Below are 20,964 nucleotides of genomic sequence, written 5' to 3'. Positions count from 1 at the left end.
CTAGGCGGGGCTGAATGGGTTTAACACCCATTCATCTTCAGAGTAATTTAATTTACCAACGCTTTTTTCAAGCGCTCTACAAAACGTTGTGGCGGCATATAGCCAATTACACGTTGATCTTTTAATTCTTCAGAGTTGAGATCAAATATCAAAATTCCAGGTGGGCCGAACAGACCAAATCGTTTTAATAGATCCTGATTCTCAGGACTATTTTTTGTCACGTCAGCCTGTATCAAAATGAATTTCTGTAGCTCTTGATTCACTTCAGGATTGGCAAATGTATTGACCTCCATCTCTTTACAGGAGATACACCAATCTGCATAAAAATCTAAGAGCACTAATTTCTTTTGTTCTTTTGCTTGGGCTAAAAATTGATCTAACTGAGCGCTAGAGTCAATCACTACAAAACTAGCTTTTCCAATCTGATGTTGACGCTGGCCATTGGCCACCACCTTCCCGGTGCCTCCATCGCCACTTTGCAACAACGGAGATGCAATCCAGGCTGCAGTTGCTACTAATAAAACACCCAATGTTCTTTGTAACCAAACCATCCAAATGCCTGTAGATGGAATCAAGATACGTGCCTCAACAGCAATAAACAGGAGTGGCAATCCCATGCCTAAGGCCATTACAAAAAGGAGTCCTGCCCCCAGACTCATTGAGCCTGTTTGAGCAATAAAAGCGAGTACGCCTGCCAAAGGGGCGGTAATGCAGGGGCTTGCAACTAATGTAGAAATTCCCCCCAAGGCAAAGGCACCAGCAAAACTGCCACCCTTGTGGCGCCCTGCCAATTGATCCACCCTTTGCTGCCAAGATTGAGGCATTCTGAGCTCGTATAAACCAAATAGACTGCCTGATAAGGTCAATAGCAGCAATGCAAACCCAATCAGCGCTACAGGGCTCTGTAGGGCTCTTTGAACGCTACCACCTAAGGCTGCCATCAAGACCCCCGCCAATGCGTATACACAGGCCATTCCGAACACATAGGCTACCGCCAAGAGACTTGCACGGGTTTTGCTAATAGATTGTTTACCCTGCGTTCCAAATACGATGCTCGACAGAATAGGCAGCATCGGAAGAACACAAGGCGTAAAGGCTAAAGCTAAGCCGAGAATAAAAAAGGCTAAAAATAAATATCCTGTTGGCGTGCTTTCTAAGAAACGGCTAATGGCATTGACGTCATCACGCTCACGCCACACATCCATCAAGCTAAATTCTTTTTTGGCGGTACTACTTGCTCCAGTCCCATCCAATAGCTCCGGTATTGGGCCAGCCTTTACACCAGGCCCCGCAAGTAAAAACTTTAAGGTCATGGGTGGATAGCAAATCCCAGCTTCAGCACAGCCTTGCAATTCCAACTCAAAGTACAACGGCTTTCCTATTTCTGCTTTTCTATCAAGGGTGAGTAGAAATGCCTGCTTATAGACTTGCATTTTCTTTTGAAAGGTTTCATCAAACTTTTCAATTCCAGCTGGTAATGATGCCTTTACTGCCTCTAGTTTATTGGGCTGGAAGCCCATCTTGAAATGCAAAGACTCTTGATAGATGTAGTAACCCTTGGCTGGAAATATTTCCACCTCGATGTTATTTGTATTTACCGCCCAAGTTGATTCGGCCTGAAATGCTTTCTCAGGAGGAAGAAATTCTGAGGCTGCAAAGGCATTACCAACAAAGAATAGAAGTGCCACTAATACCGGGATGAATTTATTAATCAATTTCATATGACTCACTTTACCTCGGCCTGTACCCACTTGCCATAAAACGCTTCATATTTTGCAGGTGCATAGGCAATCAGTTCTGGTAAATCATAAGGATGATGACTTTTTATGAAATTAGAAATATCCATCCACTTATCTGCAACCGTCTTTGCTGACAACAGAACTTCATTTCCTTCGCAAATCTTGCCTTCCCATCGATATATGGAATGGACGCCCTCTTGAATTTGCACGCAGGCAGCCAGACGGCTTTCAATCAATTGATACGCCATTTTCTTTGCATCCTCTATTGATGCAAAAGTAGTGACAACAATCATTAACTCAGTAGATTTATCAGGGTTCATGATGTATTTATAACCGTATAAATGAAAAAAGCCAGACCGAAGCCTGGCTTTTAATCTGACAAAAGACCTTAAGCCTCTTGCACTAATGCTGTCTCTTCAACTTCTGGACGATCAAGCAATTCAACCAAGGCCATTGGTGCATTATCACCGTGACGGAAACCAAACTTCAAAATACGAAGGTAGCCGCCTGGACGAGTTGCGTAACGTGGTCCAAGCTCTGTAAAGAGTTTAGTCACGATATCGCGATCACGAGTGCGATTAAATGCTAAGCGACGATTTGCTAAGCAATCTTTTTTACCTAAGGTAATCAAGGGCTCAACAACCATGCGCAATTCTTTTGCTTTTGGCAAAGTGGTTTTAATCACTTCATGCTCCAAAAGAGAATTGGACATATTTCGCAGCATCGCCAAGCGATGTGATGATGTTCTGTTAAGTTTGCGTAAGCCGTTTCCGTGACGCATGGTGCTTCCTTTCTAATTATTTCTCGAGGTTAGCTGGAGGCCAGCTTTCGATTTTCATGCCAAGACTTAAGCCACGAGCCGCCAATACATCTTTGATTTCATTCAAAGACTTACGACCTAAATTAGGCGTCTTCAACAATTCATTTTCTGTACGTTGAATCAAGTCACCGATGTAATAAATGTTCTCCGCCTTCAAGCAGTTAGCAGAGCGAACTGTGAGCTCGAGATCATCCACTGGACGCATCAACATTGGATCAACCATTGAAGAGCGGCTAGGTGCAAGATCACCAGAAATTTCGCTGCTTTCGAGGGCTGCGAATACTACCAACTGGTCAACTAAAATAGTAGCTGCTTGACGAATCGCTTCCTCGGGAGACAACACACCATTTGTTTCGATAGTCATTACGAGACGATCGAGGTCAGTACGTTGTTCAACACGAGCGGACTCAACAGCATAGCTAACGCGACTTACTGGACTAAATGAGGCATCCAATACGATGCGACCAATGATCTTGGTAGCTTCGTCGTGATATTGACGCATATTGCCTGGTACATAGCCGCGGCCTTTTTCAACCTTGATTTGCATATCCAGCTTGCCACCAGCAGACAAGTGAGCGATAACGTGATCAGGATTAATGATTTCTACATCATGTGGCAAGTCGATATCTTTTGCAGTAACGACCCCTGGGCCCTCTTTACGCAAATTGATAGTAACTTCATCACGTGACTGCAACTTAAATACGATGCCTTTGAGGTTCAACAAAAGGTTAACGACATCCTCTTGAACGCCATCTAATGTGGAGTACTCATGAACAACACCAGCAATTGCTACTTCAGTTGGTGCATAACCAACCATCGAGGACAACAAAACACGGCGCAGTGCATTGCCGAGTGTGTGGCCGTAGCCACGCTCGAATGGCTCCATTACAACCTTAGCTTGGTTGGCGGTAAGCGCTTCAACAGAAATAATTTTTGGCTTGAGCAAATTTGTTTGCATATTTTTTCCTTGAGAGTGCCTAATTAGCGTGAATACAATTCAACGATCAAACTTTCATTAATTTCGCCGCTAATGTCTTCACGGTCAGGCACTTGCTTAAATGTTCCCTCCAGCTTCGCCGCATCGACTGATACCCAGCCTACTGCTGCCATCTGCTGAACCAAATTGAGTGATTCTGTAATACGGGTTTGCTTCTTCGCCTTTTCGCGAATCGCAACTACATCACCAGGCTTCACCTGAATGGATGGAATATTCACTGGGCTACCATTGAGCAAAATTGCACAGTGGGAGACCAATTGACGCGCTTCAGCACGTGTAGAACCAAAACCCATGCGATAAACAACGTTATCAAGACGTGATTCCAACAACTGGAGCAATGTTGATCCAGTATTGCCTTTACGACGCTCAGCTTCTGCGAAGTAACGGCGGAACTGACGCTCTAAAATTCCGTACATACGCTTAACCTTTTGCTTTTCACGCAATTGATTACCGTAATCAGATGTTCTTGAGCCAGATGTACGGCCATGTTGACCAGGCTTAGTATCTAACTTGCACTTGTCTGACAGAGCGCGACGTGCGCTCTTTAAAAATAAGTCGGTACCTTCCCGACGGGCTAATTTGGCCTTAGGCCCTAAATAACGTGCCACGATGCTTTCCTTTCTTTGCCGAAGTCTTACGACTAACGGTGAGTTCACCTTTTAAATCAGGTGAACAGTGGGCTTTAATAAAAAACTACTAAAACTGTAATACCAACATCCAAGCTTAAATACGACGACGCTTAGGAGGACGGCAACCATTGTGTGGAACTGGTGTTACATCTTGAATCTCAGTGATCTTGATACCCAAAGAGTTCAATGCACGAACTGCAGATTCACGACCTGGGCCTGGGCCCTTGATCTGAACTTCCAGGTTCTTAATTCCGCACTCAACAGCAGCCTTACCAGCTACCTCAGCCGCTACCTGAGCAGCAAAGGGTGTTGACTTACGTGAACCTTTAAAACCTTGGCCGCCAGAAGTTGCCCATGAAAGCGCATTCCCTTGACGATCAGTAATCGTAATAATGGTGTTGTTAAAAGAAGCGTGAACGTGTGCAATACCGTCAGCAACGTTCTTCTTAACCTTCTTACGTGCACGCTGTGAAGCTGCAGAAGCGGATTGTTGTTTTGCCATGTCAATAAACTTTCTTGATTATTTCTTCAGTTGCACGCCAGACTTACGTGGGCCCTTACGGGTACGCGCGTTTGTCTTTGTACGTTGACCACGTACAGGCAGGCCTTTGCGATGACGTACGCCGCGATAGCAGCCTAAGTCCATCAAACGCTTGATGCTCATCGTTACTTCACGACGAAGGTCACCTTCAGTGATGAATTTACCTACTTCATCACGTAACTTTTCCAAGTCACCGTCAGTAAGATCTTTAACTTTTTTGTCGATAGCAACACCTGTGGTCTGGCAAATTTTGCGTGCACGAGTTGTGCCAATGCCAAAAATTGCTGTCAAACCGATGACAGTGTGTTGATGATTTGGGATATTTACCCCAGCGATACGTGCCATGAGATTTCCTCTTAATTAACCAGATCAGCCTTGACGCTGTTTATGACGTGCGTCTGAAGAACAGATCACGCGCACAACGCGTTTGCGCTTAATGATCTTGCAATTTCTGCAAATACACTTAACGGATGCTAAAACTTTCATAACTCACCTCTTAAAAATAGGTACAACTTAATCTTTACTTCGCACGGAATATGATTCTGGCGCGGGTCAGGTCGTATGGAGTTAACTCCACTGTTACCTTATCTCCTGGCAATATGCGAATGTAATGCATCCTCATCTTTCCAGAAATGTGCCCTAGAACCACATGTCCATTTTCTAGCTTCACGCGAAACATCGCGTTCGGCAAATTCTCAATAATTTCACCCGCCATCTGAATTACATCGTCTTTAGACATTCAGTTAAACGCCCATCTTAAAGTTAGCTTTTTTCATCAAAGAACCATACTGCTGTTGCATGACATATGACTGCACTTGAGCCATGAAATCCATTGCAACAACAACAATAATCAATAATGAAGTACCGCCAAAATAGAATGGCACGTTGTACTTTAAGACTAAGAATTCTGGCAATAAACAGACTAAAACCATGTAAATTGCACCAGCTAAAGTCAAACGCACTAAGATTTTGTCAATGTAGCGACCAGTCTGGTCACCGGGTCGAATACCAGGTACAAAGGCTCCACTCTTCTTTAAGTTATCTGCAGTGTCGCGGCTGTTGAAAACCAAAGCAGTATAGAAAAAACAGAAGAAAATAATGGCAGCAGCATACAAAATCGTGTAAACAGGTTGACCTGGGGCCAGGGTTGCAGCCAAATCTTTGATGACTTTGCTGAACATATTCGTTGGCTCGCCTGATGTAAACCAGCCGGCAATCGTTGCAGGAAACAAAATAATGGATGACGCAAAAATAGGTGGAATAACACCAGCCATATTTAATTTCAGTGGGAAATAAGAGGATTGCCCACCATAAACCTTGTTACCAACTTGGCGCTTAGCGTAGTTCACCAAAATACGACGCTGACCACGCTCTACAAACACTACAAAATAGGTCACTGCAATGCAAATCACTACGATCAGCAGTGCAGATAGGATATTCATGGAACCAGTTCGAACCAGCTCTAGCAAGCTACCGATTGCAGTTGGTAGACCAGAAACAATTCCACCGAAAATAATAATGGAGATGCCGTTACCAAGGCCACGCTCAGTAATTTGCTCACCAAGCCACATCAAGAACATTGTGCCGGTAACCAAAGTGACAACTGAGTTTAATTCAAACATCAAACCTGGATTAATTACTAAGCCTGGTTGAGCCTGTAGAGCAACGGAAATTCCTAAAGCTTGGAATGTTGCCAAGAACACAGTTCCATAACGGGTGTACTGGGTAATCTTGCGCTGTCCTGCTTGGCCTTCTTTTTTCAAAGACTCTAATGAAGGCACAACGATTGTCATTAATTGCATGATGATCGATGCAGAAATGTACGGCATGATTCCCAAAGCAAATACAGTAAAGCGGGATAAAGCGCCACCGGAAAACAAGTTAAACATTCCCAAGATACCGTCTTTTTGACCTGCAAATAATTGGGCTAACTGGTCTGGATCAATACCTGGCACAGGAATATGGGCACCTAAACGGAACACAAGCAAAGCCAACACCAGAAATACTAAGCGTTGACGTAATTCGCCAAACTTGTTTCCTGGAGCAATATTTGCGTTGTTGGTAGGTGCGAGTGCCATTGTTTACTTAAAACCGATTAAACCAAATCAACTAATTTGCCACCGGCTGCTTCAATAGCTGCTTTTGCACCCGCAGTTGCTGTAATGCCCTTGAGGGTAACAGCAATCGATAATTCACCAGTCTTAATCACCTTGACCGCATTGATCTGCTCACCAGCAAAACCGTGAGCTCTCAAAACCAATAAGTCCACTTCAGGCAAGTTAATCTTTGCTAAGTCATTCAAAGTGATTTGACCAACATGGCGACGTGTCAATGACACGAAACCACGCTTTGGTAAGCGACGATACATCGGCATTTGTCCGCCCTCGAATCCAACCTTGTGGAATCCGCCTGAACGTGACTTTTGACCTTTGTGACCACGACCAGCTGTTTTTCCAAGGCCAGAACCAATGCCGCGACCTACACGACGACGGTTTTTATTGGAGCCTGCTGCGGGTTTGAGTGTATTGAGTTGCATATTCTTTGCCTATTTACTTGCTAGTTATTAGCCAACGACTTTAACTAGATAAGAAACTTTATTAATCATTCCACGAACAGCTGGCGTATCTTCCAATTCTGAAACAGAATTGATGCGACGCAAGCCTAAGCCGCGAACAGTTGCACGGTGGCTTTCGCGTGTGCCGATCAAACTGCGTACTAATTGCAGTTTGACTTTAGTTTGAGTTGTTGTCATTTATAGATTCCTAATCTTTTGGTCTTAGCCGAGAATCTCTTCAACTGACTTACCGCGCTTAGCAGCAATCTCAGCAGGAGTACTCATCTTGCTCAAACCATTAATCGTTGCACGAACTAAGTTGTATGGATTAGTTGAGCCAAGTGATTTAGCAACTACATTAGTTACGCCCATGACATCGAAAATAGCGCGCATTGGGCCGCCAGCAATAATTCCAGTACCGTCTTTTGCGGGAGAGATCAATACACGTGAGGCACCATGTTGGCCAGTAACTGTGTGTTGCAATGTACCCTTGCGAAGTGGAACCTTAATCATCTTGCGACGAGCTTCGTCCATTGCCTTTTGAACGGCAACCGGGACTTCTTTGGATTTACCTTTGCCCATACCGATACGGCCATCGCCATCGCCAACTACAGTAAGTGCAGCGAAGCCGAGAATACGACCACCCTTAACCACTTTAGTTACACGATTAACCGCAATCATCTTCTCGCGAAGACCGTCATCACGCTCTTCGTTTTGCATCTTGTTTTGCATTTTTGCCATGTTTTTTCCTAAACCCTATTAGAACTTCAGGCCGGCTTCACGCGCAGCTTCAGCTAAGGCCTTAATACGGCCGTGGTAACGATGACCGGAGCGATCAAATGCAACATCAACAATGCCTGCTTTAACAGCACGCTCAGCAACTAATTTGCCGATTTGTTTTGCAGCTTCAGCGTTGCCGCCATTTTTGATTGCCTGGCGCAAATCTTTTTCCATTGTTGAAGCAGCTGCTACAACTTTGGTTCCACATGGGCTATAAACCTGTGCAGAAATATGAGTATTGCTACGGATAACTGTTAAGCGATTTGCCAATGCTTCGGCAATGCGAATACGAGTCTGCCTAGCACGTCTTTGTCTGGATTCGTCTTTATTCATTTTTTAATCTCGCTTACTTCTTCTTGGTTTCTTTCAGATGCACAACTTCGTCAACGTAACGAACGCCCTTGCCTTTATATGGCTCTGGTGAACGGTATGCGCGAACTTCAGCTGCGACCTGGCCAACTTGCTGCTTGTTGGAGCCTTTAATAATGATTTCAGTTTGAGTAGGAGTCTCAGCCTTTACACCCTGTGGCAGGTTATAAATAATGTCGTGTGAGAAACCTAACTGTAACTTCAGTGATTCGCCTTGAGCAGCGGCACGGTAACCAACTCCTACCAAGCTGAGCTTGCGCTCGAAGCCAGTAGTTACGCCAATAACCATATTGTTTACTAAAGCACGTGCCGTACCTGACTGTGCACCAGCTTCAGGTGAGTTGTTGTTCAAAACAACTGTCAATACGCCATCTTCTTGTTTCAAACCAACAGAAGGATGCAAGTTATGTGTCAAAGTGCCTAACGGGCCTTTAACAATAATATTTGCACCATTGATGCTGATTTCAGCGCCCTTAGGGACTGGAATAGGTGATTTACCAACGCGGGACATATTTCTCTCCTTACGCGACGTAGCAAATAACTTCGCCGCCAACGCCGTTTGCACGGGCTTTGCGATCTGTCATTACGCCTTGTGGGGTTGAAATAATTGCGATGCCTAAGCCATTCATCACCTCGGGGATGTCATGACGGCCTTTGTAGATACGTAGACTTGGTGTGGAAACACGGTCAATACGCTCAATAACAGGACGGCCCGCATAGTATTTGAGTTCAATGTGTAGCACTGGCTTAGCTGCTTCACCTTTGATTTCAAAACTATCGATATAACCTTCATCCTGCAAGACTTTTGCAATAGCTACTTTAACTTTTGACGACGGCATCAAGACTATGGGTTTCTGCACTGCTTGCGCATTGCGGATCCTTGTCAACATGTCGGCGATTGGATCGCTGATACTCATGAGTTCTCCTAATTCTTTCGCCGCTTACCAGCTGGCCTTGGTTAAACCGGGGATTTCGCCACGAAAGGCGATTTCACGAATTTTGCTACGCGCTAAACCAAACTTGCTGAATACACCGCGCGGACGACCGGTTAATGAACAACGATTTCTTTGACGAATCGGGCTTGCGTTACGTGGAAGTGCCTGTAGTTTTAAGCGAGCCTCATAGCGCTCTTCATCGCTGCGCGATTGATCGGCAATGATTGCCTTGAGTTCAGCACGCTTTACAGCGTACTTCTCTACAGTTTTTGCGCGCTTATTCTCGCGCTCAATTAGGGATAGTTTTGCCACGTTAGCCTCTTAATTGCGGAAAGGGAATTTGAACGCTGCCAACAAAGCTTTTGCTTCTTCGTCAGTCTTAGCGGTCGTCGTAATACTGATATTGAGACCACGGAGGGCATCAATCTTGTCGTATTCAATTTCAGGGAAAATGATTTGCTCTTTAACGCCGATGTTGTAGTTACCACGGCCATCAAATGCCTTACCGGAAATTCCGCGGAAGTCACGTACACGTGGCAAAGCAACAGTCACGAAACGATCTAAAAATTCGTACATGCGTGCACCACGCAATGTCACCATGGCACCGATTGGATAACCTTGACGAATTTTGAAACCAGCAATCGCTTTTTTTGCTTTTGTTACAACTGGCTTTTGACCTGCTACTTTAGTCAAATCACCAACTGCATTTTCGATAATTTTCTTATCGTTCACTGCATCGCCCAAGCCCATGTTCAGGGTTACCTTAGTGATGCGTGGAACTTCCATTACTGACTTGTAACCAAACTTGGCGATCAAATCAGCAACAACTTTAGCTTGATAGTGTTCTTGAAAACGTGTGCTCATAATTTCTCCGTGCCCCTTATGCGCTTAATGTTGCGCCAGTGGTTTTGAGGAAACGTTGCTTCTTACCATCCACGAGTTTGATACCAACACGTGAGGGTTTGCCGTTACCGTCAACCACAGCCACATTAGAAATGTGAACAGGCATCGTCTTGTCAATCATGCCGCCAGTAACACCGGCTGCTGGATTTGGCTTAACGCTCTTTTTATAAATATTGACGCCTTCGATCACTAATTTGTTCTCGAGAACGGCAGTCACTGTTCCTTGCTTGCCCTTATCGCGGCCAGTCAACAGAATTACTGAATCACCTTTACGAATCTTTTTCATATCGGCCTCTTAAATAACTTCGGGGGCGAGAGAAACGATCTTCATGAACTTCTCAGTACGCAACTCGCGCGTCACTGGTCCAAAGATACGTGTGCCAATTGGCTCTAACTTCGCGTTGAGCAATACCGCAGCGTTGCCATCGAACTTAATCAATGAACCATCTGGACGGCGTACACCCTTAGCAGTTCTCACTACTACGGCGTTATAAATATCACCTTTTTTTACACGGCCACGTGGAGCGGCTGACTTTACAGTCACCTTAATGACATCTCCGATACTGGCATAACGACGCTTAGAGCCGCCCAATACCTTGATGCACAAAACTTCACTGGCGCCAGTATTATCGGCGACCTGTAATCTACTTTCGGTCTGAATCATTTTCTAATCCCCAACTTGTTAGCCAAAGGCAAACAGTCTTGGTTCCGTCTAGGGGCCCTAACGAAAGCTAAAGCCCGGAATTAATGAAAAAACACTGCTTCTCTCAATAAAACTAGAGAAGCCGACTATCATACTACGTAAATTAGAGATTTGGCAAGAAATATCACCAAATCTCTTAATATTTCTTTAAATACCTTTGGACTCTTGCACTAAACGGGTTACAACCCAAGATTTAGTACGTGAAATTGGTCTAGATTCAGCAATTTCAACGGTATCACCCATCTTGTATTGACCAGCTTCGTCATGAGCATGGTATTTTTTGGACTGTCCTACATATTTGCCATAAAGCGCATGTTTAACTTGGCGCTCAACTAGCACAGTCACAGTTTTTTGCATTTTATCGCTAACGACACGACCCACGAGGGTGCGGCGCAAGGGTTTAGATAATTCTGTCATATCCCTTTTTCCTTATTTCTGTGCAGTTTTTTGAGTAATAAAAGTCTTTACGCGAGCAATTTCACGCTTAGTCTTACCCAATTGGCTGGTATTAGTGAGTTGCTGGGTGCCTTTTTGCATACGGAGCTTAAAGCTAGTCTTCAAGAGCTCTGTTAATTCTGCGTTCAAGGCAACCAGATCTTTGGATGCTAATTCTGTCTTTTTCATAATCTTTATCCCGATCAACCTAAGTGGCGAATCACGAAAGTGGTTTGCAATGGCAACTTAGCAGCAGCAAGCTTGAAAGCTTCGCGCGCCAATGTTTCATCCACTCCATCCATCTCGTACAAAATCTTGCCTGGTTGAATTTCTGCTACGTAATACTCTGGATTACCTTTACCGTTACCCATACGTACTTCAGCTGGCTTTTGTGAAATTGGCTTGTCTGGGAAAATACGGATCCAGATACGACCACCACGCTTAATGTGACGGGTCATCGCGCGACGAGCAGATTCAATCTGACGTGCAGTCAAACGACCGCGACCAATAGCTTTCAATCCAAAGTCACCAAAGGCTACTGAACTACCGCGTGTTGCCACGCCAGTGTTACGTCCCTTTTGTTCCTTGCGATACTTACGACGCTTTGGTTGTAGCATGCTTACTCTCCTGACTTCTGCGCTTCGGCACTAACGGCTTCAACGGCTTTCGGTGCACGCTTGACTGCTGGCTTAGCAGCAACTAATGGCTTGCTGTCAGCTGCTGGTTTGCGTGCGGTTGTTTTAGCTGGTGCGCGACGTGGCTTTTTCTCTTCAGCTGCTGGCTCTGCTGTTACTGCTGGAGCATCTGCACCGCGGCCTAATGTATCGCCTTTGTAAACCCATACTTTTACGCCGATGATGCCGTATGTTGTTTCCGCTTCTGAAGTTGCGTAATCAATATCAGCCTTCAATGTATGAAGTGGAACACGACCTTCACGGTACCATTCGCGACGTGCAATTTCAGCACCGTTCAAACGACCAGAAGACATGATCTTGATTCCTTGCGCACCAAGGCGCATTGCATTTTGCATTGCACGCTTCATTGCACGACGGAACATGATGCGCTTCTCGAGCTGCTGAGTAATAGAGTCAGCAATCAATTGAGCATCAACTTCAGGCTTACGAATTTCTTCGATGTTCACATGGACTGGAACGCCCATACGCTTCTGGAGTTCGCGACGGAGAACTTCAATATCTTCACCTTTTTTACCGATCACGACACCTGGACGTGAGCTGTAAATAGTGATGCGTGCGTTCTTTGCAGGACGCTCAATAATCACTTTACTTACGGATGCATTCTTCAACTTCTTCTTGAGGTAGATGCGGACATCTACGTCCTCTTTCAACATCTTCGCAAAGTCAGTATTGTTTGCATACCACTTTGATGTCCAGTTCTTCGTTACCGAGAGTCGGAATCCGGTTGGGTTTATCTTTTGTCCCATATCTTCCCTTAGTTACTCAAGGTCACGGTAATGTGACATGTTTGTTTTTCGATTTGATTGCCACGACCCTTAGCGCGTGCTGTGAAGCGCTTCAAGGAAGTACCTTTATCAACAATAATTGTTGATACCTTGAGCTCATCAATGTCAGCGCCCTTATTGTGTTCAGCGTTGGCCATTGCGGACTCAACAACTTTTTTCACAATGAAGGCAGCTTTCTTGGGGCTGAAATTCAAAATGTTCATTGCGCGAGCAATCGGCAAACCACGGATCTGGTCTGCGACCAAACGTGTCTTTTGCGCAGAAATGCGGGCGCCCTTGTGAATAGCTTTAACTTCCATCATCATCCCCTTACTTCTTCGTTACTTTCTTGTCAGCAGCGTGACCTTTGAAAGTACGGGTCAAGGCAAATTCGCCTAACTTATGACCCACCATGTTTTCTGATACATATACCGGAACGTGCTGACGACCGTTATGTACAGCAATCGTCAGACCAATGAAGTCTGGGAGGATTGTTGAACGGCGTGACCATGTTTTGATCGGCTTTTTGTCTTTGTTGGCTTGTGCAACCTCAACTTTTTTTACTAAGCTGGCGTCGCAAAATGGGCCTTTTTTAGCTGAACGTGTCATATCTATTTATCCTTATCGCTTAACGTTTTTGACGACGTTGAACGATCATCGAAGTTGTACGCTTATTGCGACGTGTACGATAACCTTTGGTTGGTGTGCCCCATGGGGATACAGGTACACGGCCTTCGCCAGTTCTACCTTCACCACCACCGTGTGGGTGATCTACTGGGTTCATTGCCACACCGCGAACGGTTGGGCGAATACCACGCCAGCGATTTGCACCAGCTTTACCGATAACGCGTAAGCTGTGCTCTTCATTACCAACTTCACCAATAGTGGCACGGCAATCGATCAAAATACGACGTACTTCACCGGAGCGCAAACGCACCTGAGCGTATACACCTTCACGAGCCAACAGCACTGCGGAACCACCAGCGGAACGTGCGATTTGAGCACCTTTACCTGGCAACATTTCTACACAGTGAATCGTGCTACCAACTGGAATGTTACGAATAGGCAAATTGTTACCAGACTTGATGGGGGCCTCTGAGCCACTCATCAACGCCTGACCCACTGTCATGCCTTTTGCAGCAAGAATATAGCGACGCTCACCATCCACAAACACGATCAATGCAATATTTGCACTGCGGTTCGGATCGTATTCCAAGCGCTCTACTTTTGCTGGAATACCATCTTTATCATTGCGCTTGAAATCCACAACGCGATAGTGATGCTTATGACCACCACCTTTATGACGGGTAGTGATGTGACCATTATTGTTACGACCTGCTTTTTGGAACTGTGGCTCTACCAACGCTGCAAAAGGTTTACCTTTATGCAGGTCAGGATTGACCACCTTGACCATTGAGCGACGACCTGGTGAGGTCGGTTTTGTTTTCATCAAAGGCATGATTAATTCGCCTCCGCTTCAAAGTTAATTTCTTGACCTGGCTTCAAGCTAACGTAGGCCTTCTTAGTGTGATCACGACGACCTTCAAAACGGCCATAGCGCTTAGGCTTACCCTTTTGATTCACGATTTGAACAGAGTCAACTTGCACTTTAAAGAGCAACTCGACTGCTTGTTTCACATCGCTCTTATTGGCGTCGCGTGTAACTTGAAATACTACTTGTTCGTTTTTCTCTGCAACCATGGTGGCTTTTTCAGAAATCACTGGTCCAAGTAGAACCTTCATCAAGCTGTGATCGTTTTTACGGACTTGGCTCATTTCAGCAACTCCTCAATTTTTGCGATCGCTGCTTTGCTTACCAATACTTTCTTGTATTGAACCAAAGCTAATGGATCAGCGTGCTGTGGCTCACATACAGCAACCTTATGCAAGTTGCGTGATGCCAAGTACAAATTCTCGCTAACCTGATCTACGATGATCAAGACTGAATCCAAGCCCATTGCCTTAACTTTGTCAGCTAAAACTTTGGTCTTTGGAGCATCAAGAGTAAATTGGTCAACAACATTCAAACGACCTTCGCGAGCTAACTGAGACAAAATAGATCTCATGCCAGCGCGGTACATTTTCTTGTTTACTTTTTGGCTGAAATTTTCTTCAGGTGAATTCGGGAATATACGGCCACCTCCACGCCACAGCGGGGAAGAGCTCATACCAGCACGTGCACGACCAGTACCTTTTTGACGCCAAGGTTTTTTGGTTGTGTGCTTAACTTGCTCACGGTCTTTTTGTGCACGGTTACCGCTACGTGCATTTGCTTGGTAAGCCACAACAACTTGGTGTACCAATGCTTCGTTATATTCGCGCTCGAACACTTCTGGTGAGGCTTGGATGCCTGCGCCTAAAGTTCCGTTATCTTGGAGAAGCTTAAGTTCCATATTCGCTCTCCTTATTTCTTCTTCAACGGTGTCTTCACCGCTGGAGTAACAATCACTTTACCGCCTGGGGCACCTGGAATAGCGCCTTTAACCATGATGAGATTGCGTTCTGCATCAATGCGTGCGATGACTAAATTTTGTACGGTGCGAGTTTCATCACCAAGGTGGCCTGTCATGCGCTTACCTGGGAAAACACGACCTGGATCTTGCGCCATACCGATAGAACCTGGCACGTTATGTGAACGTGAGTTACCGTGTGACGCGCGACCTGAAGCGAAGTGATGGCGCTTAATGGTACCGGCGTAGCCTTTACCAATCGTTACACCTTGTACGTCCACTTTTTGGCCAGCAGCAAATGCAGTGTCAGCAGGAATTACTTGTCCTGGCGCCATTTCAGCGATTTTTGCTGCGTCTATATGAAATTCGTTGAGACCATTACCAGCCATCACACCCGCTTTAGCGAAGTGACCAGCCATTGCTTTGGTAACTCGAGTAGCTCTACGTGTGCCATGTGCCAACTGGATAGCATCATAGCCATCAGTTGCCTGGGTCTTGATTTGAGCGATTCTGTTGTCGCTCACGTCAATTACGGTGACAGGAATTGCTTCCCCTTCGTCCGTAAATAGACGGGTCATGCCGATCTTGCGACCGATTAAGCCTAAGCTCATATTCATGCTCCACGCCGACTTCGATTGGTCGGCAAAATTAATTTAAGTGATTTACAAGTAAAAGTACTTCTAAATCAATAAGTTACAACGTTTTTAATGCTGATAAAACCTGAATATTCGCCCAAATAATTGAGCGAAGCCTTAGATTCTATCCCGAAAGGTCAGTCTTGGCAAGTGCTAAGACTAAAAATACTGAATTACTGCAACTTAATTTCGACATCCACACCTGCTGGGAGGTCTAATTTCATCAAGGCATCAACAGTTTTCTCTGTAGGATCAACGATATCCATCAAACGCAGATGGGTACGAATCTCTAACTGGTCACGTGAAGTCTTGTTAACGTGTGGTGAACGCAGAATATCAAAACGCTCAATACGTGTTGGCAAAGGTACTGGACCCTTAACAACTGCACCAGTTCGCTTGGCTGTATCAACGATTTCAGCCGCAGACTGGTCGATCAAACGGTAATCAAATGCTTTAAGACGAATACGGATTTTTTGGTTTTGCATATTAATTCCAAAGAGCGTTGCGGTGCTGCCGCATTATGTTTCTAAAGAGCACGGTGACATCTGCAGCACAGACGTCACCGGTTAGCAAAACGCTAAATAATTTACTGCTATTAAGCCAAAATCTTTGCAACCACACCGGCGCCAACAGTACGGCCACCTTCACGGATCGCAAAACGTAAACCTTCTTCCATCGCGATTGGCGCGATGAGTTTTACGGTAATCGTGACGTTATCACCAGGCATCACCATTTCTTTGTCTTTTGGCAACTCGATTGAACCAGTTACGTCCGTTGTGCGGAAGTAAAACTGTGGACGATAGTTGTTAAAGAATGGAGTATGACGACCACCTTCATCTTTACCCAAGATATAAACCTCGGCTGTAAAGTGAGTATGTGGGGTGATTGAACCTGGCTTAGCCAATACTTGGCCGCGCTCAACTTCTTCACGTTTTGTACCGCGTAACAAGATACCAACGTTATCGCCTGCTTGACCTTGGTCGAGCAATTTACGGAACATTTCAACACCAGTACAAGTTGTCTTGATCGTTGGCTTGATACCGATAATTTCGATCTCTTCGCCGACTTTAACAATACCGCGCTCGATACGGCCTGTTACTACAGTACCGCGACCGGAGATAGAGAACACATCTTCTACTGGCATCAAGAACGCGCCATCAACAGCACGCTCTGGAGTTGGGATATAAGTATCTAAAGCATCGGCCAATTTCATGATGGCTTCTTTACCCAATGGGCCTTCGTCACCCTCAAGAGCTAACTTAGCAGAACCTTGAACGATTGGTGTGTCATCACCTGGGAAGTCATACTTAGATAAAAGCTCACGAACTTCCATTTCTACGAGTTCTAACAACTCAGCGTCATCAACCATATCGCACTTATTTAAAAATACGATGATGTATGGAACACCAACTTGGCGTGCCAAGAGGATGTGCTCACGAGTTTGTGGCATTGGGCCGTCAGCTGCAGAGCAAACTAAAATTGCGCCGTCCATCTGAGCAGCACCAGTAATCATGTTCTTAACATAGTCAGCATGTCCTGGGCAATCTACGTGTGCATAGTGACGATTGGCTGTCTCATATTCAACGTGTGCTGTATTAATCGTAATACCGCGTGCTTTTTCTTCTGGAGCAGCATCGATTTGATCGTATGCTTTTGCTTCGCCACCAAATGCTTTTGAGAGCACGGTTGCAATTGCTGCTGTCAATGTGGTTTTACCGTGGTCAACGTGACCAATGGTGCCAACGTTTACGTGCGGTTTTGTCCGCTCAAACTTTTCTTTTGCCATTTTTTTGTCTGCCTTCTTAGCTAGTCAATAATCAAAATAATGTGGATAAATTACTTCGCTTTAGCAGCCATAACTGCTTCAGCAACGTTCTTAGGTGCTTCGGAATAATGCTTAAATTCCATGGTGTAGGTAGCGCGACCTTGGGTCAACGAGCGCAAGCCAGTCGAGTAACCAAACATCTCTGCCAATGGCACTTCAGCACGAACGATCTTACCGCCCCCTGGAATGTCATCCATACCCTGCAAAATACCGCGACGGGATGAGAGATCACCCATTACGTTACCCATGAAATCTTCTGGTGTTTCAACTTCAACGGCCATCATTGGCTCTAGCAATACTGGAGCCGCTTTGCGCATACCGTCTTTGAATGCCATTGAACCCGCCATCTTAAATGCGTTTTCGTTGGAGTCAACGTCATGGTATGAACCAAAGAACAATGTTGCCTTCACGTCCACAACTGGATAACCAGCCAAAATACCGGAGTTCAACGTTTCACGAATTCCTTTTTCTACTGCAGGGATGTATTCGCGAGGAACCACACCACCTTTAATAGCGTCAATGAATTCAAAACCTTTGCCTGGAGCTTGTGGCTCTAATTTCAATACTACGTGGCCATACTGACCGCGACCACCAGATTGCTTTACGAACTTGCCTTCGATCTCTTCGCAAACCTTGCGGATTGTTTCGCGATAGGCAACTTGTGGCTTACCAACGGTTGCTTCAACACCAAACTCGCGACGCATACGATCGACCAAAATTTCCAAGTGGAGCTCGCCCATTCCGGAAATAATTGTTTGGCCTGATTCTTCATCAGTCTTCACGCGGAATGACGGATCTTCTTGTGCCAAACGATTCAAAGCAAGACCCATTTTTTCTTGGTCTGGTTTGGTCTTTGGCTCAACAGCTTGTGAAATCACTGGCTCTGGAAATACCATGCGCTCCAAAATAACAATGCTATCTGGATCACATAATGTTTCACCTGTAGTTGCGTCTTTCAGACCAACTGCAGCAGCGATATCACCTGCGTAGACTTCTTTAATTTCTTCACGTTGGTTTGCATGCATCTGCAACAAACGTCCAACGCGCTCTTTCTTGCCCTTGATTGGGTTATAGATTGTGTCTCCAGACTTCATTACACCCGAATAAACACGGAAGAAAATAAGCTGTCCAACAAATGGATCAGTCATGATCTTAAATGCCAATGCAGAGAATTTTTCCTTATCGGAAGCTTCACGCGTTGTGGGTGTTCCGTCTTCCAGTTCGCAAGGAACTGGTGGGACATCTAATGGGGATGGAAGCAACTCAACTACAGCATCCAACATTGCCTGAACGCCTTTGTTTTTAAAAGCGGTTCCGCACATCATTGGAATGATTTCGTTAGCAATCGTGCGTTGACGCAATGCTGCTTTAATTTCTTCTTCGGTGAGCGCTTCGCCACTGAGATACTTCTCCATCAATTCTTCTGAGCTTTCTGCAGCCGCTTCAACCATCTTCTCGCGCCACTCATCAGCAGATGCTTGTAGCTCTGCAGGAATATCTTCGTAGCTAAATTTAGTACCTTGTGAAGCCTCATCCCAATAGATGGCCTTCATCTTGACCAAATCCACAACGCCTTTGAAGTTTTCTTCTGCGCCGATTGGAATTTGGATCAAGATAGGATTTGCCTTCAAACGTAACTTCATCTGGTCATAGACCTTGAAGAAGTTGGCGCCAGTACGGTCCATCTTATTTACAAACGCTAAACGTGGAACTTTATACTTGTTTGCTTGACGCCAAACAGTTTCAGATTGTGGCTGCACGCCGCCTACTGCACAGTAAACCATGCAAGCGCCATCAAGAACGCGCATTGAACGCTCAACTTCAATAGTAAAGTCTACGTGCCCTGGGGTATCAATAATATTAATACGGTGCTCAGGGAAATTACCAGCCATTCCCTTCCAGAATGTAGTGGTTGCAGCGGAAGTAATCGTGATACCACGCTCTTGCTCTTGCTCCATCCAGTCCATGGTTGCAGCGCCATCATGCACTTCACCAATTTTGTGATTAACACCGGTGTAGAACAAAACGCGTTCTGTTGTTGTTGTTTTACCTGCGTCAATGTGCGCAGAAATACCGATATTGCGGTATTTGTCGATAGGGGTTTTACGTGCCACTGTTGGTACCTTTTCTTTGCTATGCGATTAGAAGCGGAAATGTGAGAAAGCTTTGTTAGCTTCTGCCATACGGTGAACTTCTTCACGCTTCTTCATCGCTCCGCCGCGACCTTCTGCGGCTTCTAATAATTCGTTGGCCAAACGTTGAGCCATGGATTTTTCACCACGCTTTTTAGCGGCTTCGCGCACCCAGCGCATTGCCAAAGCAGAGCGGCGTGATGGACGAACTTCAACAGGAACCTGATAGTTGGCGCCACCAACACGACGGCTCTTCACCTCAACCATTGGCTTGACATTGCCCATTGCTGTTGAGAAGATTTCGAGTGGCTCTTTATTTGCTTTTTTCTCGATGTGATCAAAGGCACCGTAAACGATACGCTCTGCAACCGATTTCTTGCCGTCCAACATCAGGACGTTCATGAATTTTGCTACTTCTACATTGCCAAATTTTGGATCAGGCAAGATTTCCCGCTTGGGAACTTCACGACGACGTGGCATAACTACTCCTTCAGTTCAGTTAGGGGTGGCCCACATGGAACACCCACTCCGGCCGTCCTACTATCTGAAGAAACCTCCAGACGGAACGGCCACTTACTTGTCTTTAAAGTCTGACAAACGAAGACTTACTGCAAATACTTCAGTTGCGATTAAGCAGCTTTCTTAGCGCGCTTAGCACCGTACTTGGAACGTGACTGCTTACGGTCTTTAACACCCTGCAAGTCAAGTGAGCCACGAACGATGTGATAACGAACACCTGGCAAATCCTTTACACGACCACCACGAATCAACACTACTGAGTGTTCCTGGAGGTTATGGCCTTCACCGCCAATGTATGAAATCACTTCAAAACCATTGGTTAAGCGAACTTTGGCTACTTTACGTAGCGCAGAGTTAGGCTTTTTAGGAGTAGTTGTATACACACGCGTACACACACCACGGCGCTGCGGGCTGTTTTGCAGCGCAGGGCTCTTGCTTTTAACGGTCAGCCGACTTCTTGGCTTACGTAATAATTGATTAATTGTTGGCATAAAATAGCTCGGTTAGTACTTCTTTGTTGCTTTCTTCAAGAAAATCAA

35 protein-coding genes are annotated in these 20,964 nt (G+C 45.3%); all 35 read right to left on the bottom strand.

Going from position 1 to position 20,964, the window contains the following annotated elements:
• Positions 1-47: 47 nt before the first annotated feature.
• The 35 genes from dsbD to rpsL all read right to left on the bottom strand — a co-directional run bounded on the left by dsbD (position 48) and on the right by rpsL (position 20,916).
• Positions 48-1,721 (bottom strand): protein-disulfide reductase DsbD, encoded by a 1,674-nt coding sequence (dsbD, locus tag DN92_RS00415; RefSeq protein WP_173959396.1) that lies wholly within the window; start codon positions 1,719-1,721, stop codon positions 48-50.
• A 5-nt stretch (positions 1,722-1,726) separates the two neighbouring features.
• Positions 1,727-2,059: a divalent-cation tolerance protein CutA gene (gene cutA / locus DN92_RS00410; protein WP_173959395.1), complete on the bottom strand. Its 333-nt coding sequence runs from the start codon at positions 2,057-2,059 to the stop codon at positions 1,727-1,729.
• Between the two features lie 68 nt (positions 2,060-2,127).
• Entirely contained in the window at positions 2,128-2,520 is a 393-nt protein-coding gene (gene rplQ / locus DN92_RS00405) for a 50S ribosomal protein L17 (RefSeq protein ID WP_173959394.1), read from the bottom strand.
• A 16-nt stretch (positions 2,521-2,536) separates the two neighbouring features.
• Positions 2,537-3,517, bottom strand: coding sequence for a DNA-directed RNA polymerase subunit alpha (locus DN92_RS00400; protein ID WP_173959393.1), 981 nt, complete (start codon positions 3,515-3,517; stop codon positions 2,537-2,539).
• A gap of 23 nt (positions 3,518-3,540) precedes the next feature.
• Positions 3,541-4,164 carry a 30S ribosomal protein S4 gene (gene rpsD / locus DN92_RS00395; RefSeq protein WP_173959392.1) on the bottom strand — a complete coding sequence of 208 codons (624 nt, stop codon included), beginning with the start codon at positions 4,162-4,164 and terminating at the stop codon, positions 3,541-3,543.
• A 115-nt stretch (positions 4,165-4,279) separates the two neighbouring features.
• Positions 4,280-4,687, bottom strand: a complete 408-nt coding sequence (rpsK, locus tag DN92_RS00390; RefSeq protein ID WP_011901923.1) for a 30S ribosomal protein S11 — start codon at positions 4,685-4,687, stop codon at positions 4,280-4,282.
• Between the two features lie 18 nt (positions 4,688-4,705).
• Positions 4,706-5,071, bottom strand: coding sequence for a 30S ribosomal protein S13 (gene rpsM / locus DN92_RS00385; protein ID WP_088526685.1), 366 nt, complete (start codon positions 5,069-5,071; stop codon positions 4,706-4,708).
• A 24-nt stretch (positions 5,072-5,095) separates the two neighbouring features.
• On the bottom strand, positions 5,096-5,212 hold the full coding sequence (gene rpmJ / locus DN92_RS00380) for a 50S ribosomal protein L36 (protein ID WP_012357167.1): 117 nt from the start codon (positions 5,210-5,212) through the stop codon (positions 5,096-5,098).
• A 34-nt stretch (positions 5,213-5,246) separates the two neighbouring features.
• Positions 5,247-5,465, bottom strand: coding sequence for a translation initiation factor IF-1 (gene infA / locus DN92_RS00375; RefSeq protein ID WP_088526684.1), 219 nt, complete (start codon positions 5,463-5,465; stop codon positions 5,247-5,249).
• Positions 5,466-5,469: 4 nt separating this feature from the next.
• A complete protein-coding gene (secY, locus tag DN92_RS00370; RefSeq protein WP_173959391.1) occupies positions 5,470-6,804 on the bottom strand; it encodes a preprotein translocase subunit SecY in 1,335 nt (444 codons plus the stop codon).
• A 17-nt stretch (positions 6,805-6,821) separates the two neighbouring features.
• Positions 6,822-7,262, bottom strand: a complete 441-nt coding sequence (rplO, locus tag DN92_RS00365; protein ID WP_173959390.1) for a 50S ribosomal protein L15 — start codon at positions 7,260-7,262, stop codon at positions 6,822-6,824.
• Between the two features lie 27 nt (positions 7,263-7,289).
• Complete coding sequence (gene rpmD / locus DN92_RS00360; RefSeq protein WP_173959389.1) at positions 7,290-7,478, bottom strand: 50S ribosomal protein L30; 189 nt, start codon at positions 7,476-7,478, stop codon at positions 7,290-7,292.
• 24 nt (positions 7,479-7,502) lie between these two features.
• A complete protein-coding gene (gene rpsE / locus DN92_RS00355) occupies positions 7,503-8,021 on the bottom strand; it encodes a 30S ribosomal protein S5 (protein WP_173959388.1) in 519 nt (172 codons plus the stop codon).
• A gap of 18 nt (positions 8,022-8,039) precedes the next feature.
• Positions 8,040-8,393, bottom strand: a complete 354-nt coding sequence (gene rplR / locus DN92_RS00350) for a 50S ribosomal protein L18 (protein WP_046329386.1) — start codon at positions 8,391-8,393, stop codon at positions 8,040-8,042.
• Positions 8,394-8,406: 13 nt separating this feature from the next.
• Positions 8,407-8,940: a 50S ribosomal protein L6 gene (gene rplF, locus DN92_RS00345; RefSeq protein WP_173959387.1), complete on the bottom strand. Its 534-nt coding sequence runs from the start codon at positions 8,938-8,940 to the stop codon at positions 8,407-8,409.
• Between the two features lie 10 nt (positions 8,941-8,950).
• A complete protein-coding gene (rpsH, locus tag DN92_RS00340; RefSeq protein ID WP_173959386.1) occupies positions 8,951-9,346 on the bottom strand; it encodes a 30S ribosomal protein S8 in 396 nt (131 codons plus the stop codon).
• Positions 9,347-9,370: 24 nt separating this feature from the next.
• Complete coding sequence (rpsN, locus tag DN92_RS00335; protein WP_015420244.1) at positions 9,371-9,676, bottom strand: 30S ribosomal protein S14; 306 nt, start codon at positions 9,674-9,676, stop codon at positions 9,371-9,373.
• Positions 9,677-9,685: 9 nt separating this feature from the next.
• Entirely contained in the window at positions 9,686-10,228 is a 543-nt protein-coding gene (gene rplE / locus DN92_RS00330; RefSeq protein WP_046329383.1) for a 50S ribosomal protein L5, read from the bottom strand.
• Positions 10,229-10,244: 16 nt separating this feature from the next.
• Complete coding sequence (gene rplX, locus DN92_RS00325) at positions 10,245-10,553, bottom strand: 50S ribosomal protein L24 (protein ID WP_173959385.1); 309 nt, start codon at positions 10,551-10,553, stop codon at positions 10,245-10,247.
• A 9-nt stretch (positions 10,554-10,562) separates the two neighbouring features.
• Positions 10,563-10,931: a 50S ribosomal protein L14 gene (gene rplN, locus DN92_RS00320; RefSeq protein WP_015420241.1), complete on the bottom strand. Its 369-nt coding sequence runs from the start codon at positions 10,929-10,931 to the stop codon at positions 10,563-10,565.
• 186 nt (positions 10,932-11,117) lie between these two features.
• Positions 11,118-11,387 carry a 30S ribosomal protein S17 gene (gene rpsQ / locus DN92_RS00315; RefSeq protein ID WP_046329381.1) on the bottom strand — a complete coding sequence of 90 codons (270 nt, stop codon included), beginning with the start codon at positions 11,385-11,387 and terminating at the stop codon, positions 11,118-11,120.
• A 12-nt stretch (positions 11,388-11,399) separates the two neighbouring features.
• Positions 11,400-11,594, bottom strand: a complete 195-nt coding sequence (gene rpmC, locus DN92_RS00310) for a 50S ribosomal protein L29 (protein WP_015420239.1) — start codon at positions 11,592-11,594, stop codon at positions 11,400-11,402.
• Between the two features lie 14 nt (positions 11,595-11,608).
• Positions 11,609-12,022: a 50S ribosomal protein L16 gene (gene rplP, locus DN92_RS00305; RefSeq protein WP_088526677.1), complete on the bottom strand. Its 414-nt coding sequence runs from the start codon at positions 12,020-12,022 to the stop codon at positions 11,609-11,611.
• A 2-nt stretch (positions 12,023-12,024) separates the two neighbouring features.
• Positions 12,025-12,846: a 30S ribosomal protein S3 gene (gene rpsC, locus DN92_RS00300; RefSeq protein ID WP_173959384.1), complete on the bottom strand. Its 822-nt coding sequence runs from the start codon at positions 12,844-12,846 to the stop codon at positions 12,025-12,027.
• Between the two features lie 8 nt (positions 12,847-12,854).
• Positions 12,855-13,187, bottom strand: a complete 333-nt coding sequence (rplV, locus tag DN92_RS00295; RefSeq protein WP_215300499.1) for a 50S ribosomal protein L22 — start codon at positions 13,185-13,187, stop codon at positions 12,855-12,857.
• A gap of 7 nt (positions 13,188-13,194) precedes the next feature.
• On the bottom strand, positions 13,195-13,473 hold the full coding sequence (gene rpsS, locus DN92_RS00290; protein WP_011901904.1) for a 30S ribosomal protein S19: 279 nt from the start codon (positions 13,471-13,473) through the stop codon (positions 13,195-13,197).
• A 19-nt stretch (positions 13,474-13,492) separates the two neighbouring features.
• Positions 13,493-14,323 (bottom strand): 50S ribosomal protein L2, encoded by an 831-nt coding sequence (rplB, locus tag DN92_RS00285; protein ID WP_173959383.1) that lies wholly within the window; start codon positions 14,321-14,323, stop codon positions 13,493-13,495.
• Between the two features lie 2 nt (positions 14,324-14,325).
• Positions 14,326-14,640: a 50S ribosomal protein L23 gene (rplW, locus tag DN92_RS00280; protein WP_076024545.1), complete on the bottom strand. Its 315-nt coding sequence runs from the start codon at positions 14,638-14,640 to the stop codon at positions 14,326-14,328.
• Positions 14,637-15,257 carry a 50S ribosomal protein L4 gene (gene rplD / locus DN92_RS00275; RefSeq protein ID WP_046329377.1) on the bottom strand — a complete coding sequence of 207 codons (621 nt, stop codon included), beginning with the start codon at positions 15,255-15,257 and terminating at the stop codon, positions 14,637-14,639. Before rplD ends, rplW begins: the two co-directional genes overlap by 4 nt.
• Positions 15,258-15,268: 11 nt before the next feature.
• Entirely contained in the window at positions 15,269-15,925 is a 657-nt protein-coding gene (gene rplC, locus DN92_RS00270) for a 50S ribosomal protein L3 (protein ID WP_173961205.1), read from the bottom strand.
• Between the two features lie 197 nt (positions 15,926-16,122).
• Positions 16,123-16,434 (bottom strand): 30S ribosomal protein S10, encoded by a 312-nt coding sequence (gene rpsJ / locus DN92_RS00265; protein WP_011901899.1) that lies wholly within the window; start codon positions 16,432-16,434, stop codon positions 16,123-16,125.
• Between the two features lie 110 nt (positions 16,435-16,544).
• Positions 16,545-17,735: an elongation factor Tu gene (gene tuf, locus DN92_RS00260; RefSeq protein ID WP_173959374.1), complete on the bottom strand. Its 1,191-nt coding sequence runs from the start codon at positions 17,733-17,735 to the stop codon at positions 16,545-16,547.
• Between the two features lie 50 nt (positions 17,736-17,785).
• On the bottom strand, positions 17,786-19,888 hold the full coding sequence (fusA, locus tag DN92_RS00255) for an elongation factor G (protein ID WP_173959382.1): 2,103 nt from the start codon (positions 19,886-19,888) through the stop codon (positions 17,786-17,788).
• Positions 19,889-19,915: 27 nt separating this feature from the next.
• Positions 19,916-20,386 (bottom strand): 30S ribosomal protein S7, encoded by a 471-nt coding sequence (gene rpsG, locus DN92_RS00250; protein WP_011901897.1) that lies wholly within the window; start codon positions 20,384-20,386, stop codon positions 19,916-19,918.
• A 149-nt stretch (positions 20,387-20,535) separates the two neighbouring features.
• Positions 20,536-20,916, bottom strand: coding sequence for a 30S ribosomal protein S12 (gene rpsL / locus DN92_RS00245; protein WP_062307031.1), 381 nt, complete (start codon positions 20,914-20,916; stop codon positions 20,536-20,538).
• Positions 20,917-20,964: the final 48 nt, after the last annotated feature.

It is taken from the genome of Polynucleobacter arcticus, assembly GCF_013307205.1.
In the GTDB taxonomy this organism is placed as follows: Bacteria; Pseudomonadota; Gammaproteobacteria; order Burkholderiales; family Burkholderiaceae; genus Polynucleobacter; species Polynucleobacter arcticus.
The sequence above is the reverse complement of the archived record's forward strand: the minus strand, read 5'-3'. Positions and strand labels throughout refer to the sequence as shown.

Excerpts from the sequence above, each read along its gene's own strand:
- rplR (WP_046329386.1), bottom strand. The coding sequence starts at position 8,393 with ATGAATAAAGACGAATCCAGACAAAGACGTGCTAGGCAGACTCGTATT.
- dsbD (WP_173959396.1), bottom strand. The coding sequence starts at position 1,721 with ATGAAATTGATTAATAAATTCATCCCGGTATTAGTGGCACTTCTATTC.
- rpmD (WP_173959389.1), bottom strand. The coding sequence starts at position 7,478 with ATGACAACAACTCAAACTAAAGTCAAACTGCAATTAGTACGCAGTTTG.
- rpmJ (WP_012357167.1), bottom strand. The coding sequence starts at position 5,212 with ATGAAAGTTTTAGCATCCGTTAAGTGTATTTGCAGAAATTGCAAGATC.
- rplO (WP_173959390.1), bottom strand. The coding sequence starts at position 7,262 with ATGCAACTCAATACACTCAAACCCGCAGCAGGCTCCAATAAAAACCGT.
- rplB (WP_173959383.1), bottom strand. The coding sequence starts at position 14,323 with ATGCCTTTGATGAAAACAAAACCGACCTCACCAGGTCGTCGCTCAATG.
- rpsM (WP_088526685.1), bottom strand. The coding sequence starts at position 5,071 with ATGGCACGTATCGCTGGGGTAAATATCCCAAATCATCAACACACTGTC.
- rpsH (WP_173959386.1), bottom strand. The coding sequence starts at position 9,346 with ATGAGTATCAGCGATCCAATCGCCGACATGTTGACAAGGATCCGCAAT.
- rplV (WP_215300499.1), bottom strand. The coding sequence starts at position 13,187 with ATGATGGAAGTTAAAGCTATTCACAAGGGCGCCCGCATTTCTGCGCAA.
- tuf (WP_173959374.1), bottom strand. The coding sequence starts at position 17,735 with ATGGCAAAAGAAAAGTTTGAGCGGACAAAACCGCACGTAAACGTTGGC.
- rpsK (WP_011901923.1), bottom strand. The coding sequence starts at position 4,687 with ATGGCAAAACAACAATCCGCTTCTGCAGCTTCACAGCGTGCACGTAAG.
- rplP (WP_088526677.1), bottom strand. The coding sequence starts at position 12,022 with ATGCTACAACCAAAGCGTCGTAAGTATCGCAAGGAACAAAAGGGACGT.
- rpsE (WP_173959388.1), bottom strand. The coding sequence starts at position 8,021 with ATGGCAAAAATGCAAAACAAGATGCAAAACGAAGAGCGTGATGACGGT.
- rpsJ (WP_011901899.1), bottom strand. The coding sequence starts at position 16,434 with ATGCAAAACCAAAAAATCCGTATTCGTCTTAAAGCATTTGATTACCGT.
- rpsC (WP_173959384.1), bottom strand. The coding sequence starts at position 12,846 with ATGGGACAAAAGATAAACCCAACCGGATTCCGACTCTCGGTAACGAAG.
- rplN (WP_015420241.1), bottom strand. The coding sequence starts at position 10,931 with ATGATTCAGACCGAAAGTAGATTACAGGTCGCCGATAATACTGGCGCC.
- rplF (WP_173959387.1), bottom strand. The coding sequence starts at position 8,940 with ATGTCCCGCGTTGGTAAATCACCTATTCCAGTCCCTAAGGGCGCTGAA.
- rpmC (WP_015420239.1), bottom strand. The coding sequence starts at position 11,594 with ATGAAAAAGACAGAATTAGCATCCAAAGATCTGGTTGCCTTGAACGCA.
- secY (WP_173959391.1), bottom strand. The coding sequence starts at position 6,804 with ATGGCACTCGCACCTACCAACAACGCAAATATTGCTCCAGGAAACAAG.
- rpsL (WP_062307031.1), bottom strand. The coding sequence starts at position 20,916 with ATGCCAACAATTAATCAATTATTACGTAAGCCAAGAAGTCGGCTGACC.
- rplW (WP_076024545.1), bottom strand. The coding sequence starts at position 14,640 with ATGAGCCAAGTCCGTAAAAACGATCACAGCTTGATGAAGGTTCTACTT.
- rplD (WP_046329377.1), bottom strand. The coding sequence starts at position 15,257 with ATGGAACTTAAGCTTCTCCAAGATAACGGAACTTTAGGCGCAGGCATC.
- infA (WP_088526684.1), bottom strand. The coding sequence starts at position 5,465 with ATGTCTAAAGACGATGTAATTCAGATGGCGGGTGAAATTATTGAGAAT.
- rplC (WP_173961205.1), bottom strand. The coding sequence starts at position 15,925 with ATGAGCTTAGGCTTAATCGGTCGCAAGATCGGCATGACCCGTCTATTT.
- rpsG (WP_011901897.1), bottom strand. The coding sequence starts at position 20,386 with ATGCCACGTCGTCGTGAAGTTCCCAAGCGGGAAATCTTGCCTGATCCA.
- cutA (WP_173959395.1), bottom strand. The coding sequence starts at position 2,059 with ATGAACCCTGATAAATCTACTGAGTTAATGATTGTTGTCACTACTTTT.
- rplX (WP_173959385.1), bottom strand. The coding sequence starts at position 10,553 with ATGAAAAAGATTCGTAAAGGTGATTCAGTAATTCTGTTGACTGGCCGC.
- rplQ (WP_173959394.1), bottom strand. The coding sequence starts at position 2,520 with ATGCGTCACGGAAACGGCTTACGCAAACTTAACAGAACATCATCACAT.
- DN92_RS00400 (WP_173959393.1), bottom strand. The coding sequence starts at position 3,517 with ATGCAAACAAATTTGCTCAAGCCAAAAATTATTTCTGTTGAAGCGCTT.
- rpsQ (WP_046329381.1), bottom strand. The coding sequence starts at position 11,387 with ATGACAGAATTATCTAAACCCTTGCGCCGCACCCTCGTGGGTCGTGTC.
- rplE (WP_046329383.1), bottom strand. The coding sequence starts at position 10,228 with ATGAGCACACGTTTTCAAGAACACTATCAAGCTAAAGTTGTTGCTGAT.
- rpsS (WP_011901904.1), bottom strand. The coding sequence starts at position 13,473 with ATGACACGTTCAGCTAAAAAAGGCCCATTTTGCGACGCCAGCTTAGTA.